Here is a 14,802-nt window from a genome sequence, read left to right as displayed (position 1 = left end):
AAAGGATACTCATTCTTCTTTGCTTTTTTCGGGAGCTCTACGGACTACAGTTGGATCATACGTTCACTCCTTTTTAGAATGTTATCGAATGAAGAAGAAATAGACGCACACGATTCCTATATCAGCTAGGGAATGACTGACCATTGTACCAATCATGGTATTGTACTTGTGCCTCATCCATCCCCAGAATAATCCTGCGATGAACACGGGAATCACAAACAAAAAATTAACCGGCCATTCAAAAATGGGGACAAGGGAAAGAAGGTGGTACAAAGAATAGAAAAAAGCTGTGATGAAAATGGCTCGCCTAAGTCCTTTTCGTTCTACAATTTTAGTATGCATATATCCGCGCCAATACGTTTCTTCAAGAATAGGGTTAATGATCACCAAAACGAGGACCATTACAATAATGCCTTTATCTGTGATCCCCCACTTTTCTAAAAGCGATATGGCTTTTTCTTTATTTATAATCCAATCATGAAGAACAGCCACTCCGCCGAAGATAGATATAAAGGCAATCATTCCACTGATCAGTCCGATCTTAATGGAGTGGTGCGGCTTGTGAAAGCATATCCAGTTCAATGTTTCGCGCCACGTCTTGTGCTTGATAAGCATCCCATCAATGAATGGAACAAGGAACAGCCAACTATAGAAGAGCCAAAAGGTGAGAGGGACGCTTGAGAACACATGCAATCCAATAAAGATCATCACCGATGGCCCGTAGTACAACACATACCGCATGCCAATATCCTCCAATCGAACTCTCCTTTAGTGTAACAAAAGATGCGAAGTTAGTCGTAACAATATATGATAGGAGCCCATATTAATCTTTTGATGTTGAGGGTTTCTTATTGTTTAATCTCCTTTTGGTTGAGATCCTTCTTCATATTTTGGTTCAAAAAGAGCCACAATAATCTTTGATTCTTGAAGAAGGTGAAAGAATGAAGAAATTGTTTGTGATAACGTTAATTGTATTGTCTATATTTGCTATCCCCATAATGGGAAAGACTAAGTTGACTTCTGCTTCTAGTATAAATCAGCCTATCCCAAATTCTTATCGGATGACCATCCCTATCATTAGGCAAATGCCTGAACTTCCGCGCGGTTGTGAAGTAACCAGTCTTGCCATGTTGCTTCATTCAAAGGGGATTGAAGTAGATAAAATGGACCTGGCAAGAAAAGTGAAGAAGAATCCGGCGATCTACCAGGTTAAAGGTGGGAAAGTCTATTTTGGAGATCCAAACGAGGGATTTGTAGGTGACATGTATACGTATAAAAACCCAGGACTAGGGGTCTACCACAAGCCCATTCATGAACTAGCGACGTCTTATGTGGGAGATCTTGCCGTTGATTTAACAGGTCAACCGTTCGTGGAGGTTCTACGTGAAGTTGCGAAGGGAAACCCGGTTTGGGTTATCCAAAATTCTCACTTTAACACTCTCCCACCCCATCAGTGGGTGACATGGCATACATCAAATGGACCGATTCGTGTGACGTACCGGGAGCATTCTGTTGTCATTACTGGTTATGATGCGAAGTATATTTACGTAAATGATCCTCTGACAGGACAACAAAATCGACGTTTGCTCCGATCATCCTTTATAAAAGGGTGGAAACAAATGGGATCCCAGGCGATTACCATTCAAAATGGGAATAAGGAAGTCTTTCATTTTTGGCAAAGCAGTAACTAAGCTAATTTTAAGTTGGGAAACCACGAGCCTCTTCGGCTTCGTGGTTTTTTGGTTGGTGGTTTATGAGCGTGGGCGACCGGCTCAAGTTGAGGTTTTGTGGCTTAAGAGCGTGGGCGACCGGCTCAAGTTGAGGTTTTATGGCTTAAGAGCGTAGGGAAACGGCTTAAGTTTTCAAGTTAACGACTCAAAAGAGCGAAATAACAGCTCAAGTCCAGTCGTAACGGCTCAAGCGGGGAGAGGGTGGCTCAAGATGAGGTGGAATGGCTCGAGTTAGAGAAATAACGGCTCAAGCTGAAAGACCTCTTATCCCGATAGGAGCTCCCCCTCTCCTGAAACCATCTCCGCCGCCATGTTTGAAAAGTATCTAAAAAAGATTACATTACAGAAGCCTAACAATTGAAGCATAACTATACACAATGTTGCGACAATTTGATACACTATATCGAACCGGAATTTATATTGGGGACAGGTTGAATTTATGGTTGTCCTTGTAAAAGTAGTAACTTAACGAGATGAGGTGGTTCAAAATGAGTATAAAGCCATATTTGTTAACGGATCAGGGGTTTGTGAATCGCGATGAGCTTCGTTATCCGTTTGAGGAACGAGGTCTCCAGTTTGGTGATGGAGTCTATGAGGTCATTCGGATTTATGGTGGTCAATACTACTTAATTAAAGAACATGTAGAGCGATTGTTCCGTTCAGCAAAGGCAATTAAGATTAAGATGCCTTTCTCGAAAGAAGAGACATATGAAAAATTAGATGAATTGCTTAAGCAGAATAATGTAGATCAAGATGCGAAAGTATATTTACAGTTAACGCGGGGGTCCGCTCCTCGTGACCATGCTTTTCCAAAAGATGTTCCAGCTAATTTATATGCGTATGTTCAGGAAATGCCAAGAAAAGTAGATGCATTGCAACAAGGGGTTACGACTATTACGCAGCCTGATGTACGCTGGGATTATTGCTATATTAAAAGCTTAAATCTATTGCCGAACGTCATGGCAAAGCAAGAAGCGACTGAAAAAGGGGCTTTTGAAGCCATTTTACATCGCAACAAAAAGGTTACAGAAGGTAGTTCTTCAAACGTTTACCTTGTGAAAGATGGAATTATTTATACACATCCTGCTACGGAAAATATTTTGCATGGTTGTGTGCGTATGCGTGTGGAAGCATTGTCTAGACAGCTTGGTTTTCCATTTATTCAAGCAGCTTTTAGCCTGGATGATATTGCTGAAGCAGATGAGATGTTTATCTCAAGTAGTACGGCTGAAGTTATGCCGGTCGTTAAGGTTGATAACATCACAGTAGGGACAGGAAATCCAGGGCCTGTTACTCAACAATTACAACAGGCATATGAGAAAGACGCTAGTATTCCTAAATCAAAATCTATCTTTCCAGAAGCAGCGGAAGAGAGACCCGTTTCTGGATAAGAAAAAGGCATGACTCCTATTGTTGGAGTCATGCCTTTTAGTTATTCCGTGTTTTCTTCTAATCATTGCTAGGGTAGAAGGATCTGCTTGACCTGATTTAACTGTTTGGAAGGGTTCTGGGTTTAATCCAGAGACGTAAGGAAATTACGTGAAAATAATGGATTACCTTTATGTTTCAAACATACACTGTACTAGTTGTCCATTTTATGCTTTTGTTATCCGGGAGGGGAGGGAAAACGCTATGAATGCATTAGTATTGAAATTGTTTAATTTGGCTAGTTTTGTTTATTTAATTGTGACTTCGGTTTTCATTGCGGATTTTATGAGAGGATCTATGGAACAAGTCTATGTGATGCCTGCGCCTTATGCCTTTTCGATCTGGGGACTTATTTACCTGTTGCTACTATGGCTCATTATGAAATCCTTTTTTGCGGACGAAGAATTAGATCGAGTCGTGCAAGGGATTGGTCTTTGGTTCCCGATTAGTATGATTTTATCAGGGACATCAGTCGTAGTGAGTACAACTCCGTCTATCTTGTTTATCGCCTTGTCACTACTTACGCTTTGTGTGGTGTATACGATTATTCAAGGGTTAGGCTTACCATCGTCCAAGTATCGCGTTCCTTTTTCGATCTATTTAGGCTGGACGTCTATTGCGACTATTGTGGCAGCCTTTGTGGCGATTAAAGGAAATGGAATTGAGGAGATCCTTTCTATTGGAGAACTTGGTTGGGCGGTCATCATGCTCACAGCAGGAGGGCTCATTGCACTGTCTTTTCATTTTTTGCAAAAAGACTACTTGTTTCCTCTTGTCTTTGTTTGGGGATATGTGGCGATCTATCTCTATCAAGATAGTGCGCTAATAAAGTTTATCACGGGAGGATTCGCGGCTCTGTTGTTGATCGTTCTTGTTGTGAATTGGTTTAAAACAAAAGCTAAATAATACACAAAACCTGCCTTTTTTATAGAGCAGGTTTTTATATGTGCTTCAGGAACTATATAAACGGCTGGGTGTACTGAATAATATGAAGGACGATGCCAACCGTGCTTAAGGCAAGCCCTATAAAGAAAGGCCACGGGTTATCATGTTTTTTTTGATCAAATGTGCGGACCGTTGCGATGCTATATAGTAACGCGGCAATAGGAATTGAGATATAAAATGAGCCGAATGCAAAACCAAGACCGCCAAAAAACATGGCTAGAATCCCCAGGTGATTTTGCTTAGGGAGCCCATCTAAGTATTCTTGTTCTTCTGGCGAAAGATCTTTCTGAATCACAGGTTTTCTAGGTCTGTAAAGCAACCTAACGACCTCCCTTAATCCATTGCTTTTTATCATTATATGTGAAGGAGGGGGAGTTTGTAAAAGATTTCGAAAATATACTATTACTACTAATTTCGATAAACATCAAGACTTGATTTCATAGAAGAAATATCTTACTATATACACAAGATATACAAGAAGATGATAAAAAAACACTACATATTGATTTATAAGCGAGTTGCAAGGTGCCTATTCAAGGCTTGAAAGGGAATCTGGTGAAAGCCCAGAACTGTCCCCGCAACTGTAAGTGTGGACGAAATGAGAGGTTCCACTGTGCTAAAAAAGCATGGGAAGGTCTCAGAGTAGGAAGATGCACGAGTCAGGAGACCTGCCTGCACTCGCTAAAAGTTTCTTTTTCTTCGGGGATTGAGAAGATGAAACGATAGCCTCAGCTAGATGAGCCTTATGTTGGTTCGTCTTGTTGTCCTGTCGTTTGATCCGTTTCTCTTTCCCTGGTGAAAGAGGAACGGATTTTTTATTTTAGGAGGAGGTTATTAAATGAACGTGGTTCAAGAAAGTACGGGGATTTACTCTGTTCTAGAAAAAGCACATAAAGAGTACCCACACCTAGATATAGCGAAATTGAAGAGGGTAGCTGATCAGTTCATCCAAACAAAAGGGATTGAATCTTATTATCAACTTTATAATGAGGTGATTTTAAAAGGATTGGACCAGATGGATGAAGAAAAGCCGGATTGGACGTATGTGTGTGCGCGTGTATACGCTCAGTATTTGTATGAACAAGCAGCCCTTCACCGCCTTCATACAAAGGAAGAAGCCTATCCTGACTTTTACTCTCTTATTCAAACGCTACATACAAAAGGCATATACAGCGAGTGGATGTTAACAAGTTATACGAAAAATGACATTGATAAGCTTGGTAAAGAAATTGTTCCAGAACGTGACGCGTTCTTCACGTATATTGGATTAAAGACATTGGCAGACCGGTACTTGGCAACAGACCACGATGGTCGCTTGTACGAGCTTCCTCAGGAACGATTTATGATCATCGCGATGACGCTGATGGCGGAAGAAGATACGGATTATCGTCTTGACCTTGTAAAAGAAGCGTATTGGGCGCTTAGTCATTTATATATGACTGTTGCCACGCCGACTCTTGCCAATGCAGGGAAAAGCTACGGGCAGTTATCGAGTTGCTTTATTGATACGGTTGATGATAGTTTGCAAGGCATTTTTGATAGTAACACGGACATTGCCAATTTATCGAAGAGCGGAGGTGGACTTGGTGTCTATCTTGGAAAGATTCGCTCCCGTGGCAGTGATATTAGAGGTTTTAAAGGCGTGAGTTCGGGTGTGATTCCATGGATGAAACAGCTGAATAATACAGCCGTTAGTGTCGATCAGCTCGGCCAACGTCAGGGTGCGATTGCCGTGTACTTGGATATCTGGCACCGTGATATCTTCTCCTTCCTCGACGCGAAGTTAAATAATGGGGACGATCGTCAGCGTACTCACGATTTATTTACTGGCGTTACGCTACCAGATTTGTTTATGGAAGCGGTAGAGAACCGAGAAGACTGGTATTTATTTGACCCTCATGAAGTGCGGACGGTTATGGGGTATAGTTTAGAAGATTATTATGACGAGAAAGAAGGCGCTGGTAGCTTTCGAGAGAAGTATTGGGAATGTGTGAACGAACCTCGCATAGAAAAGAAGACGGTTTCAGCCATTGAAATCATGAAACGTATTATGGTTTCTCAGCTAGAAACAGGAACACCGTTTATGTTTTACCGGGATGAAGTGAACCGTAAGAATGCCAATAGCCATAAAGGAATGGTGTATTGCACCAATCTGTGTACGGAAATTACGCAAAACCAAAGCACAACGACAGTGAAAGAGCACTACACGGAAGATGGCCAAATTGTCACTGTGAAAGATGCCGGGGATTTTGTTGTTTGCAATCTCTCGAGTATTAATCTTGGTAAATCTGTTCCGAATGGGGCGCTTGAACGTTTGATTCCGATTCAGGTGCGCATGCTTGATAATGTCATAGAGTTGAATAACATCCCTGTCTTGCAAGCGCAGCTCACGAATCAGCGTTACCGGAGCATTGGACTTGGCACATTCGGATGGCATCACCTTCTGGCTGTAAAGGGGATCCGTTGGGAGTCAGAAGAGGCTGTTCAGTACGCTGACTCGTTATATGAAAAGATCGCCTATCTCACCATTCAAGCCAGTCATAAGTTAGCGCAAGAAAAAGGCGCTTATCCTTATTTTGAAGGATCGAAATGGCAAACGGGAGACTACTTTACGGTTCGCGGCTATGAAGGGGAAGAATGGACTGCTTTAAAGAATGAGGTTCAACAGGGTGGTCTTCGGAATGGGTACCTAATGGCGGTTGCGCCCAATTCCTCGACTTCTCTAATCGCTGGTAGTACAGCAAGTATTGATCCGATCTTCCAGAAGTTCTATTCAGAAGAAAAGAAAGACTACAAGATTCCCGTTACGGCACCTGATTTAACACCGACTACGTATTGGTTTTATAAGTCAGCTTATGAAATCGATCAGAAATGGAGCATCCGTCAAAACGCAGCGCGGCAGCGTCATATTGACCAATCAATCTCATTTAATGTGTACGTGAAGAACACGGTTCAAGCGAAAGAACTATTAGACTTGCACCTGAGAGCTTGGCGTGAGAAATGCAAAACGACGTACTATATGCGCTCGACAAGTACAGAAGATCTTGAAGACTGTGAAAGCTGTTCATCTTAAGGAGGGGAGAAGCGTGAAGACTCAATTACAAAAGAGAAACCTTTATAATATCGACGCTCCGAATCGTTCAACGGGCATTATTAACGGGGAAAGTTCAAACGTATTGAACTGGGATGATGTCCGTTTCAGCTGGGCCTATCCGATGTATAAAAATATGCTAGCAAACTTTTGGATCCCAAATGAAATCAATATGACGAATGACCTTAGGCAGTGGGGCGAACTAAGTGATAAAGAGCAGGATACGTTCAAAAAGATAATTGGACTACTGGCCTTTTTGGATTCGATTCAGACAGATTACAGCGGAAAAGTAGCCGATTACCTAACAGATTCAAGTTTAACAGCTCTGATGCAGGTGCTTTCATTCCAGGAAGTTGTTCATAATCAGTCCTATTCCTATGTATTATCATCTCTTGTTGATAAACAAGAACAAGATGCCATATTCGAATATTGGAAACATGATGAAGTCCTGCTTGAACGAAATGCGTTCATTGCGGAAGGGTATAAAGACTTTGTCGAAGAGGAATCTGTCGAGTCATTCTTAAAGTCGATCGTGTATGACGTTGTATTAGAGGGGCTTTTCTTCTATGCAGGGTTCGCCTTCTTTTATAATTTAGCGCGCAATCAAAAAATGGTCTCAACGAGCACGATGATTAATTATATTAACCGTGATGAACAGATTCACGTGAATTTGTTCGAGCACATATTTAAGGAAGTGCTCGCTGAAAATCCTGAATATAAGACCGGAGAATTCATGCAGTTTGTGTCGGATACATTTAGAGAAGCAGCCGACTTAGAGATTAAGTGGGGGCGCTACATTATAGGGGATGATTTTGAAGGGTTATCGATGCAAGATGTTGAGGACTATATTAAATTCATGGCCAATAAACGTTGCAAAGAACTTGGCGCAGAGAAGCCGTTTGAAGGCTACACCAAAAATCCCCTTAAATGGATTAAAGCCTATCAAGACGTCAACAGCGGAAAATCAGACTTCTTCGAACAGAAACCACGCCAATACACTAAAGTTCACTACCAGGACAACGGATTCGATGACCTCTAACGTGGTACACTAAACCATAACAAACAAAACCGTGCCAGACACCCTTTAGCAGGTTAAAGGGTGTCTGGCACGCGCTGTTGCTTTAGAGCATTGAAGGGTGTCTGGCACCCTTTAGTGATGTGCAGCGATGAGGGGGATGTTTATATGGTGAATGATAAGTTAAGAGAGATCGAGAGGGAATATGGTGTGAAGGTTTTATATGCTTGTGAGGCTGGTAGCCGGGCGTATGGGCTTTGGAATGAAGCGAGTGACTATGATGTGCGTTTTATTTATGTTCATCCCCTTGATTGGTACTTATCCATTGATGAGAAGAGGGATGTCATTGAAATGCCGATCTCTGATCAATTGGATCTGAGCGGTTGGGAGCTTCGTAAGGCCCTGCATCTTCTTAAAAAGTCGAATCCATCGGTTCTTGAATGGCTTCATTCTGACGTTGTTTACGATGAAGATGAAGACTTTATGAATACATTAAGAAACATCACCCAAACAGCGTTCAAACCGATACCGGTTTTGCACCATTATCACAAAATGGCGAAGCGGAATTTGAAAGAACTAGGTCAAGAGAATGAGGTAGCGGTTAAGAAATACCTTAATGTAGTTCGGCCATTCTTAATGTGCTCCATGATTATGAAATTCGGTCAATTTCCTGGAATAAACGTTCAATACATTGTAGACCAACTAATCCATAATCAGCATTTAAAGGAAGAGTTGAAATATTTATTAGAAATTAAAACGTGCAGGCCAAGTCAAACTAAAATAGATCGCCTTTCTCGTGTAGATGCTTATATTGAAGAACAAATGGAAGAGATAGAATTATATTTGCAGGATGCTCAAGGTGAACGTACAAGCATTACAGAGGAGCTAGATGTTTTCTTTAGAAACACAGTTAAAAAATATGAAAAATTGGAGTAGGACTAGGATGAAGGAGAATTATATTTCCTCAAGAGATTGATCCACCCCTTTTGTGAACAGGCTCATTGTACATAAATAAAAATTCCAAAAAACCTCTTTACCTTAACGTAACGTTAACGTTTACGATAGGTTTATGAACAAAGGGGGAAGATGTTGTGAAAATAAAAGAAGTTGCTAACCGGTTAAACACGACGCCGAGAACAATTCGATTTTATGAGGAAAAGGGATTGATACAGCCTGATAAAGGAGAAAACGATTATCGCTCTTACAGTGATGATCACCTATGGAGGCTCCAGACAATTCTGGCGCTAAGAGAAGTGGGTTTGTCCACACAGCAAATTAAAAACACGCTTCACAACGAAGAAGAAGTTGAACGTTATTTAAATGCCCAACGCTCGGCGCTCTATGAAGAGTGGTTAGAAATTAAAGATATGATTGGCACAATCGACCAAATGCTAAATAAGAAAACGGGTGAAGAGCTTGTGAAAGAAGATATCTTCGCACTAGCTGATCAATTAAAGAATGTAAAAGAGAAACGTAAAGGGTGGCAGGACCAGTGGGATTTTAACAGTCAGGCACGGGAATATGATGAGAGTCTGAAGATGAATGGCTATCGATTTAATGTTCATGAACATTATGGAGAAGCTCTCGCAAAGGCCATTGAATTTGTTCAACCAGCCGAAGGGGAAACGGGTGTTGATATTGGGATTGGCACAGGAAATCTTGGCTCACAGTGTATCCCACATGGTGCTCATGTCATAGGTGTGGATCAGTCTGATGAAATGCTGAATGTATGTAAAGAAAAACATCCACAGATCGACGTTCGTCATGGGCATTTTCTGGCGCTCCCCGTCATGGATGATGAGGCTGATTTTATCACAACAAGTTATGCCCTCCACCATGTGACAGAGGAAGAAAAGGAATTAGCTCTCATGGAGATGAATCGAATTTTAAGGTCAAAGGGACGGGTTGTAATTGTAGACCTCATGTTTGCTGACCAACATGATCGTGAGCGAGTTATTGGTGACTTTAAAGAAGCTGGCAACCGGGAAGCAATCTTTGCTATTGAAGATGAATATTATGCGAATCGATCGAACTTGGAGGCTTGGTTTAAGAAGATAGGTTACACGGTTCACACCTATGTATTCAACGATATCTTGCATATGGTATATGCAGAGAAACACTAAACGATCTCATATCAAAAACACTCAGGTTCTTGTAATCTGAGTGTTTTCGATATTTTATCGGGATGTTACTCTGAAAAATCCTCACCATTCGCCGTTCCCCAATCATGCATGGCATGAAGGATCGGCATAAGCGTTATCCCTTTATCTGTTAATGTATACTCAACTTTCGGAGGCATTTCATCGTATTGTTTACGGTGAATAAATCCGTCTGTTTCTAGTTCTTTTAACTGCTGAGTTAGCACCTTATGTGACACACCTGGTAACAAACGTCTGAGTGCATTATATCGGTAAGCACCTTCTGTTCCAAGGTGCCAAAGGATAACGGGCTTCCATTTCCCGCCCATTTTCTTTAGTGTATATTGAATCGAACATTTTAACTTTCCGTGTTCATCTGTTAAGAGAGTCTCGTCCAATGTTTGCCCCCCTTTACTTACTTTTAGGTTAGTCTCTAACCTAAAAGTGCATACTTACATACTGAACTATACTTATATACAATGACAATTGTCAAAAGATAAACAGGAGGGAAAAGACATGCAACCATATCCAAGAAACTTCTCACACATCGGTCTATCTGTACCTAATATTGAAGAAGCAGTTAAATTCTATACAGAAGTATTCGGATGGTACGTCATAATGGAACCATCTCCGGTCTATAATGATGATACACCAGTAGGGCAAATGTGCCGTGATGTATTCGGCAATGACTGGGAGGAATTCCGTATTGCCCACTTATCTACAGGAGACCGCATAGGAGTTGAGCTATTCGAATTCGGGAACAATGAAACACCAGAAGACAATTTTGAATATTGGAAAACAGGAATCTTCCACTTCTGTATTCAAGACCCAAATATTGAAGAAATGGTTGAAACAATTAAATCCTATGGCGGTAAACAACGCATGCCGATTCGTGAATACTACCCAGACGAAAAGCCATATAAAATGGTTTATGTAGAAGACCCGTTTGGTAATGTCTTTGAAATTTATACGCATAGTTATGAGTTAACATACTCTGCTGGTGAATATTAAAGTACGACTCCCCTGGTTTAAATACTAGGGGATTTTTGTATGGCATAAAGATTGACAGTAACAGAGCCGTAGACAGAAGAGTTCGTTGTAATTGTTATTGACTCTCACGTTACGTGATAGCTTATAGTTTTCATTAGGAAGGAGGCTCACACCATGTTGAAAGTAAAAGAGGTTGCTGATCTAACAGGGATCAGTGTGCGGACGCTCCATTATTACGATGAGATTGGTCTGCTGTGTCCTAGTGAGACGACAGATGCGAGTTATCGAATCTACTCGAATACGGACCTTGAAATGCTTCAGCAAATTCTTTTCTTTAAAGAAATGGGGTTCTCTTTAAAGAAAATAAAAAAAGTGATCCATTCGTCTGACTTTGATCGGATCGCAGCGCTAGAGCTGCACCGCAACCTTTTGATTGAAAAGAGAAATCGATTGAATCAAATGGTTGAAACGGTGGATAAAACCATTCAGCACGCAAAAGGGGAGATGACAATGACGAATAAAGAAAAGTTTGAGGGGTTTGATTTTAGTCAAAATCCTTATGAACAAGAAGCACGGGAAAAGTATGGGGAAAAAGCGGTAGACGAATCTAAACAAAACATCGCCAAAATGGGTCCAGAGAAGATAAAAGAAGAAACAGGTATTATTTTTACCAAGCTTGCTAAGTTACGTTATGACGCTCCTGATTCTGATGAAGCGCAATGTACAATCGGGGAGTGGTACCAGTTTCTGAACCGTATTGGTGAGTATTCACCGGAGGCTTTTAAAGGTCTGGGGCAACTGTATGTCGATGATGAGCGTTTCACTCAAAATATTGATCAATACGGAGAAGGTCTGGCGGCTTTTATGAAAGAAGCCATGGCATTCTATGCGGACAGAAATAAATCATAGAAGGACTGCTTCTCGTATGCGTACAGGTCTGAATTAAACCAAATTCCCTCATTTTCAAGCTTACTATTAAGAGGACTCTAGCCATATTTGTCGAATGATAAAATATGAATGGATTAAGGATTTTAAGCGGCTAGGAGGCTTTTTTTTGAATTTGTTTATTGTTATTGCGTTTGGGAGTGCTCTTAGTATTTCCGTTATGTATAGCCTAATTAAAGGAAAAGATTCTCGCACGAAGGCGATTTACAATAAAAGTTTTTTTACTGTAATCGTACTTAGCATTTTTAGTGCACTACTTTTAACACCTTACCATAACTACAATCCAAATCTTTATAGTGGGGGATATGGAGTATTGTTTATTCTTTCCATTGTTGTTGGCTGTATAGCATTGGTAGGGTATTTGTTAAGTTCCAACTATGAATGATCTAAAAATAGTTAGAAATGAAACAAAGCGATTAACGTAGAACACGTTAATCGCTTTGTTATGGGTGGATTAAATATGATCGTTAGGGCTATTACCTTTTATCACGAATCCGAGATTTATAATAGTAAGGGGTCACGATTATCGTTTATAATGAAAAAGAAGCCGAATATCGTAATCGAATTCATGGGTTTTTGACAGCTTTAATTAAAGGAGAATGTACTGAGCAATTTGGTTGAAAATGCCATCCGTTATACGCAAGATGGAGATAGGTTCATGTTGCATATCTCATAAGACAAGCAAGAAACGCGTTTTGCACTACCATTCAACATGAAGGAGGAAACAACAGAATGAAACTAAAGTGGATTCTTTCTGCCGTTGTTGTTGTCGTATTGGGGATTATTTTCATTCCGATGGGGTATAAATATGTCTTTGAACGATCAACAGGGAGCGAAGCGGTAAATGCTGATGAATATGAAGCGGTAGCCACATTCGCAGGTGGTTGTTTTTGGTGTATGGAGCCTCCTTTTGAGAAGTTAAATGGAGTAAGTGAGGTCCTGTCCGGTTATACAGGTGGAGATATGGAGAATCCATCCTATAACGATGTTTCCTCAGGTTCTACTGAACATATTGAAGCTGTCCAAGTCCACTACGACCCTGATGTTATCAGTTATGAAACCTTACTAGAAGTCTTTTGGAGACAAATCAATCCAACTGATGATGGAGGTCAGTTCGTAGATCGAGGATATCAATACACGACAGCGATCTTCTATCATGATGAAGAACAAAAGAAAGCTGCAGAAGCTTCTAAGGAGAAGTTAGCGGAATCAGGTCGATTTGATAAAGAGATTGTCACTCCAATCCGTGAAGCGAAAACGTTTTATAAAGCAGAAGATTACCACCAGGATTATTATAAGGAAAATTCAGTTCGTTATAAGATTTACCGAAGCAACTCTGGACGGGATGACTATTTAGAAAATACTTGGGGAGAGGATTTAAAGGTTGATATCCCAGGTAACTATTCAGATGAAGAGTTAAAAGAAATGCTTACAGATATGCAGTATAAAGTGACACAGGAAGACGGCACAGAGCCTGCGTTTGATAATGCCTATTGGGACAACAAAGAAGAAGGAATTTATGTGGATATTGTTTCTGGAGAGCCCTTGTTTAGCTCTAAAGATAAATATAAATCAGGCACAGGATGGCCGAGTTTCACAAAGCCATTAGTCGAAGAAAACGTTGTAACAAAACCAGATCCAGGATTATTTGGAACACGGACCGAAGTTCGAAGCAAAAAGGCGGACTCTCACTTAGGACACGTGTTTGAAGATGGTCCTGAACCAACGGGTCTTCGCTATTGTATGAACTCCGCAGCACTTGAATTCATTCCAAAAGAGGAGATGAAGGAAAGGGGTTACGGACAATTCTTGGGTCAATTTGAAAAGTAAGATGGGTAAGGGGGAGCTGGAGTAGTACTTCGGCTGCCTTTTTTGTTATGCCTGTAGGATTCTCTGGTAGTCTTAAAGAATTTATATAGGTAAGAGAGGGAGAACGTAGATGCTTCATATACCTCTAATGATGAGGCTTAATAAAGGTTTAAATTTCTGTCGATAAAAGTCTGAACATTCGTTCTTTTTGCTGTTGCTTCTTTATATTTATAGAGTAAGAGGATATAAAGGAGGGGAAATAGAGGCTATCTTACATCTTTTCTAGTTTACGTTACAGGCCTTTGTCTTTTGTCCTGAATTATGTAACCAATGAGGGAGGAAAAGGATGAGAAAAGTCGAGATTACTGAGCGTGTGGTAGGGAAAGTGAATGGAGATGGTTTCGAACTGTTCCTTAATAAGGACCGTATTGGTGAAATAACGTTTCGAAACAACAAGAAAGAGTACTTGCTTCAGTCCGGGTTTTTAGCGGAGGGACATCGTATATATAAAGTGGAAGAAGCAGGGGAGCCAGTCACTCAATTCGTTCATGATTGCGACTTAGGTTGGTGTTAATCTAGTGAGAGGTGCTCTGCAAACGCTGCAGAGCACCTTTTTATTGGCTCTGTTAAAGTTTGCTGTTGTTATTCTTTATAACAAGCTTGTTCAAGAATAGGGCAGTAATCTTGAAGACTCGAAACTGAGAGAATGTT

The 14,802-nt window shown here is 40.7% G+C and carries 15 protein-coding genes and 1 riboswitch; of the genes, 12 read left to right on the top strand and 3 right to left on the bottom strand.

The window, feature by feature from the left end; genetic code table 11:
- Positions 1–81 precede the first annotated feature (81 nt).
- The gene (locus N780_RS14965; protein ID WP_036786178.1) at positions 82–741 is read right to left on the bottom strand and encodes a CPBP family intramembrane glutamic endopeptidase; all 660 of its coding nucleotides are present in this window, start codon (positions 739–741) and stop codon (positions 82–84) included.
- A gap of 200 nt (positions 742–941) precedes the next feature.
- On the opposite strand from N780_RS14965, the gene N780_RS14960 reads away from it, so the two are divergent.
- The 3 genes from N780_RS14960 (at position 942) to N780_RS14950 (ending at position 4,064) form a co-directional block, all read left to right on the top strand.
- Positions 942–1,691, top strand: coding sequence for a C39 family peptidase (locus tag N780_RS14960; protein ID WP_084599663.1), 750 nt, complete (start codon positions 942–944; stop codon positions 1,689–1,691).
- A 527-nt stretch (positions 1,692–2,218) separates the two neighbouring features.
- Positions 2,219–3,121 (top strand): D-amino-acid transaminase, encoded by a 903-nt coding sequence (dat, locus tag N780_RS14955; protein WP_036785916.1) that lies wholly within the window; start codon positions 2,219–2,221, stop codon positions 3,119–3,121.
- A 241-nt stretch (positions 3,122–3,362) separates the two neighbouring features.
- Positions 3,363–4,064 carry a TspO-related membrane protein gene (locus N780_RS14950; protein WP_052115106.1) on the top strand — a complete coding sequence of 234 codons (702 nt, stop codon included), beginning with the start codon at positions 3,363–3,365 and terminating at the stop codon, positions 4,062–4,064.
- A gap of 52 nt (positions 4,065–4,116) precedes the next feature.
- Here the strand turns inward: N780_RS14950 and N780_RS14945 are convergent, their stop codons facing one another.
- On the bottom strand, positions 4,117–4,422 hold the full coding sequence (locus N780_RS14945; protein ID WP_052115105.1) for a hypothetical protein: 306 nt from the start codon (positions 4,420–4,422) through the stop codon (positions 4,117–4,119).
- A gap of 185 nt (positions 4,423–4,607) precedes the next feature.
- Positions 4,608–4,793: riboswitch (cobalamin riboswitch) on the top strand.
- Positions 4,794–4,941: 148 nt separating this feature from the next.
- Here N780_RS14945 and N780_RS14940 point away from each other — a divergent pair.
- From N780_RS14940 to N780_RS14925, 4 genes are all read left to right on the top strand, one after another.
- Complete coding sequence (locus N780_RS14940; protein WP_036785910.1) at positions 4,942–7,176, top strand: ribonucleoside-diphosphate reductase subunit alpha; 2,235 nt, start codon at positions 4,942–4,944, stop codon at positions 7,174–7,176.
- 13 nt (positions 7,177–7,189) lie between these two features.
- Positions 7,190–8,233: a ribonucleotide-diphosphate reductase subunit beta gene (locus N780_RS14935; RefSeq protein WP_036785907.1), complete on the top strand. Its 1,044-nt coding sequence runs from the start codon at positions 7,190–7,192 to the stop codon at positions 8,231–8,233.
- A 144-nt stretch (positions 8,234–8,377) separates the two neighbouring features.
- A complete protein-coding gene (locus tag N780_RS14930; protein WP_036785904.1) occupies positions 8,378–9,145 on the top strand; it encodes a nucleotidyltransferase domain-containing protein in 768 nt (255 codons plus the stop codon).
- 155 nt (positions 9,146–9,300) lie between these two features.
- A complete protein-coding gene (locus tag N780_RS14925; protein WP_036785902.1) occupies positions 9,301–10,332 on the top strand; it encodes a MerR family transcriptional regulator in 1,032 nt (343 codons plus the stop codon).
- A 65-nt stretch (positions 10,333–10,397) separates the two neighbouring features.
- On the opposite strand, the gene N780_RS14920 is transcribed toward N780_RS14925, so the two are convergent.
- On the bottom strand, positions 10,398–10,745 hold the full coding sequence (locus tag N780_RS14920; RefSeq protein WP_036785897.1) for a winged helix-turn-helix transcriptional regulator: 348 nt from the start codon (positions 10,743–10,745) through the stop codon (positions 10,398–10,400).
- A gap of 118 nt (positions 10,746–10,863) precedes the next feature.
- Here N780_RS14920 and N780_RS14915 point away from each other — a divergent pair, with 118 nt between their 5' ends.
- The 5 genes from N780_RS14915 (at position 10,864) to N780_RS14895 (ending at position 14,665) form a co-directional block, all read left to right on the top strand.
- Complete coding sequence (locus N780_RS14915; protein ID WP_036785894.1) at positions 10,864–11,358, top strand: lactoylglutathione lyase family protein; 495 nt, start codon at positions 10,864–10,866, stop codon at positions 11,356–11,358.
- A 153-nt stretch (positions 11,359–11,511) separates the two neighbouring features.
- Positions 11,512–12,246: a MerR family transcriptional regulator gene (locus N780_RS14910; protein WP_036785892.1), complete on the top strand. Its 735-nt coding sequence runs from the start codon at positions 11,512–11,514 to the stop codon at positions 12,244–12,246.
- A 145-nt stretch (positions 12,247–12,391) separates the two neighbouring features.
- On the top strand, positions 12,392–12,667 hold the full coding sequence (locus N780_RS14905) for a hypothetical protein (protein ID WP_036785889.1): 276 nt from the start codon (positions 12,392–12,394) through the stop codon (positions 12,665–12,667).
- A gap of 347 nt (positions 12,668–13,014) precedes the next feature.
- Positions 13,015–14,112: a peptide-methionine (R)-S-oxide reductase MsrB gene (msrB, locus tag N780_RS14900; RefSeq protein ID WP_036785886.1), complete on the top strand. Its 1,098-nt coding sequence runs from the start codon at positions 13,015–13,017 to the stop codon at positions 14,110–14,112.
- 325 nt (positions 14,113–14,437) lie between these two features.
- Positions 14,438–14,665, top strand: coding sequence for a DUF2553 family protein (locus N780_RS14895; protein ID WP_036785883.1), 228 nt, complete (start codon positions 14,438–14,440; stop codon positions 14,663–14,665).
- The last annotated feature ends 137 nt before the right edge of the window (positions 14,666–14,802 follow it).

The sequence above is a fragment of the Pontibacillus chungwhensis BH030062 genome (assembly GCF_000770675.1).
Classification (GTDB): domain Bacteria; phylum Bacillota; class Bacilli; order Bacillales; family BH030062; genus Pontibacillus; species Pontibacillus chungwhensis.
Note: the sequence above shows the minus strand (reverse complement) of the source record. Positions and strands in the feature narration are given on the sequence as shown.

Excerpts from the sequence above, each read along its gene's own strand:
- N780_RS14965 (WP_036786178.1), bottom strand. The coding sequence starts at position 741 with ATGCGGTATGTGTTGTACTACGGGCCATCGGTGATGATCTTTATTGGA.
- N780_RS14960 (WP_084599663.1), top strand. The coding sequence starts at position 942 with ATGAAGAAATTGTTTGTGATAACGTTAATTGTATTGTCTATATTTGCT.
- dat (WP_036785916.1), top strand. The coding sequence starts at position 2,219 with ATGAGTATAAAGCCATATTTGTTAACGGATCAGGGGTTTGTGAATCGC.
- N780_RS14950 (WP_052115106.1), top strand. The coding sequence starts at position 3,363 with ATGAATGCATTAGTATTGAAATTGTTTAATTTGGCTAGTTTTGTTTAT.
- N780_RS14940 (WP_036785910.1), top strand. The coding sequence starts at position 4,942 with ATGAACGTGGTTCAAGAAAGTACGGGGATTTACTCTGTTCTAGAAAAA.
- N780_RS14930 (WP_036785904.1), top strand. The coding sequence starts at position 8,378 with ATGGTGAATGATAAGTTAAGAGAGATCGAGAGGGAATATGGTGTGAAG.
- N780_RS14915 (WP_036785894.1), top strand. The coding sequence starts at position 10,864 with ATGCAACCATATCCAAGAAACTTCTCACACATCGGTCTATCTGTACCT.
- N780_RS14910 (WP_036785892.1), top strand. The coding sequence starts at position 11,512 with ATGTTGAAAGTAAAAGAGGTTGCTGATCTAACAGGGATCAGTGTGCGG.
- msrB (WP_036785886.1), top strand. The coding sequence starts at position 13,015 with ATGAAACTAAAGTGGATTCTTTCTGCCGTTGTTGTTGTCGTATTGGGG.
- N780_RS14895 (WP_036785883.1), top strand. The coding sequence starts at position 14,438 with ATGAGAAAAGTCGAGATTACTGAGCGTGTGGTAGGGAAAGTGAATGGA.